Source organism: Curtobacterium sp. VKM Ac-1376 (assembly GCF_015351025.1).
In the GTDB taxonomy this organism is placed as follows: Bacteria; Actinomycetota; Actinomycetes; order Actinomycetales; family Microbacteriaceae; genus Curtobacterium.
In genome coordinates this window covers 1-2,103 of record NZ_JADKRV010000046.1, presented here as the reverse complement: position 1 = coordinate 2,103, position 2,103 = coordinate 1, and the positions used below count along the sequence as shown (strand labels likewise).

Here is a 2,103-nt window from a genome sequence, read left to right as displayed (position 1 = left end):
CCGCAAACGGTTAGCCTTCGAGAAACCGATCGAAGCGATCGAGAAGCTCCTGTTGCAATGACCGCTTGAAACCGCCGCCCCTTCACCGGGCATTTTTGCGGGACAGTCATACGGGAATCCCCAGGTCAAGCAGGACACGGGCAAGTTGTCGTGGTTGTCGCCGCCAGCCGTGTACCGGTGACCGACCGGCTTACGGCACACCGTGCTTAGCTAGCGTTCGTGGCAGAGAGACCTCGCGGGACTGCACTCGTCGGCGCGGCGATCGAGGACGTCCCCGGCATCATCCGGTCCGCGGTAGCCCGCATTCCGCGGGCATCGATAACGGCTCTCGATGACTCCTCGGCTGTGCTGACTCAACGGTCCGGGGTGCTCATGCCGCGCGCTGAGGTCCTCACCCTCGCGTTCCACCAAGATGAAGACGGTCGAACGACGATTGCGATCGTGCACGCTCGGCGTGGAGGCCTCGCTGCACCCGACCTCGTGCCATCCCAGTTCGAGGCATCCCTCTTAGCGTCCATCCGAACAGCAGCCGCGAACGCGGCGCACTAGGCGTTCCCTCCACGATCCGCTTGCGGACTCGTAATGCGCCATCCCTAGGATGCCCCTGTGGGTGAGGCTGGCGAGAAGTATCGGGCGTGGGCGGATGTCGAAGCGCACGGCATCTCCGATCTGTACTTCGACTGGGCGACCGGTGTCGCGGCCGATGAGGACATCGTGCAGCTGGTCGAGGAGTTGCCCGCGGCGAAGCGGCAACCGAACCTTGTTTTCGCCTCGGCACGGATGGCTGGTGTTCCTCTCGTGCCGTATCAGCAGGCGAGGAGCGAGTTCATCGCCAGGTGGGATGCGATCCGCGAGATCGCACTCACCCACGCGACGCAGACGAACGAAGTCCGCCGATGTGCGGTGCTCTTGCCTGAGTTGGCGAAGATCCCGGGGCCGATCGCTCTGCTCGAGGTCGGTGCGTCCGCGGGATTCTGCCTGTACCCGGACAAGTACGCCTACCGCTTCATCACCGAGAGCGGAGTCGACGAACTGGCACCGACAAGCGGCAGCACGGTCGTGCTCGAAACCGAGCTACGCGGGCGTCCAACCCCGACGCATCTCCCGGAGACCGTCTGGCGTGCCGGCATCGACCTCAACCCTCTCGATGTCGCGGACCCGGCTTCACTGGAATGGCTGGAGACGCTCGTCTGGCCCGAGCATGACGAGCGCCGCCGGAATCTGCACGCGGCCGCATCCGTCGTCGCGGCAGAGCGACCGCTGCTCGTGGCCGGTGACCTGAACGAATTGTTCGAGGAGGTCGCGGCGCAAGCGCCAGCTGACGCGACGTTGGTCGTCTTCCACAGCGCCGTGCTCGTGTACCTAACCCGGACGCGCGGGAGTCGTTCGTCAGCAAGGTGCACGCGAGCGGTGCCGTATGGATCAGCAACGAGGGCAGGTCGGTGTTGCCGGAGATCGCGACGCAGCTGCCGGCGGACCCAGAGAACGGAACAGTCCTGGCCGTAAACGGCGCACCCGTCGCCATCGTCGGCCCACACGGTCAGTTCTTCCACTCTCTCGCCGCCTCCTGACCGGACGACAGCTGAGCGTGCCCCGCTGATGGATCGGCTACCGGATGCTGGCGCGGTGCGTGACGGCGTAAGTTCGAGTTATGAACTATCGCGACCCCGGGCGCGCGGTCCGCCTGGACAGTAGCGATGCTCGAACCATAAGAGGAACCCTGCATTTGACCGCGGGCGCTCCCGAGTTCCACCCGGGGCTTGCGCGGGCGTTAGAACAGTTGCCTTCGTTCCGCAAGGTCGATTCGGGCAGCGCTTGGGCTCGCCTCGTGACCCGGAGCCGCGGAGCTATTGGCTCAGCCGTGGTGCGAATCGAGATGGAACGTCACCCGCAGGGAGACGTGCTGGAAGTCGTGATCACCCCCGCAGTGCGCTTCATCTTCGGCCCTAGCACCGCGCATCTGCAAGCGCTCGGGAGCCAACTACTCGAAGCGCTCGATGCGTCCTTCGAGAGCAGTCCGTAGGGGGATCCTTGGGTTCAGCTGGTCGTTGCAACACCATCGTGAATCGGAGTGTTGCAGATGGGGTCGAGGCTGGAACACCG

At 64.8% G+C, this 2,103-nt stretch carries 2 protein-coding genes; both read left to right on the top strand.

Features of this window, described 5'->3' with window-relative positions:
• The first annotated feature begins 606 nt into the window (after positions 1 to 606).
• Entirely contained in the window at positions 607 to 1,506 is a 900-nt protein-coding gene (locus ITJ56_RS18070) for a DUF2332 domain-containing protein (RefSeq protein WP_323749866.1), read from the top strand.
• A 145-nt stretch (positions 1,507 to 1,651) separates the two neighbouring features.
• Positions 1,652 to 2,023, top strand: a complete 372-nt coding sequence (locus tag ITJ56_RS18065; RefSeq protein ID WP_194632015.1) for a hypothetical protein — start codon at positions 1,652 to 1,654, stop codon at positions 2,021 to 2,023.
• The last annotated feature ends 80 nt before the right edge of the window (positions 2,024 to 2,103 follow it).

Excerpts from the sequence above, each read along its gene's own strand:
- ITJ56_RS18065 (WP_194632015.1), top strand. The coding sequence starts at position 1,652 with ATGAACTATCGCGACCCCGGGCGCGCGGTCCGCCTGGACAGTAGCGAT.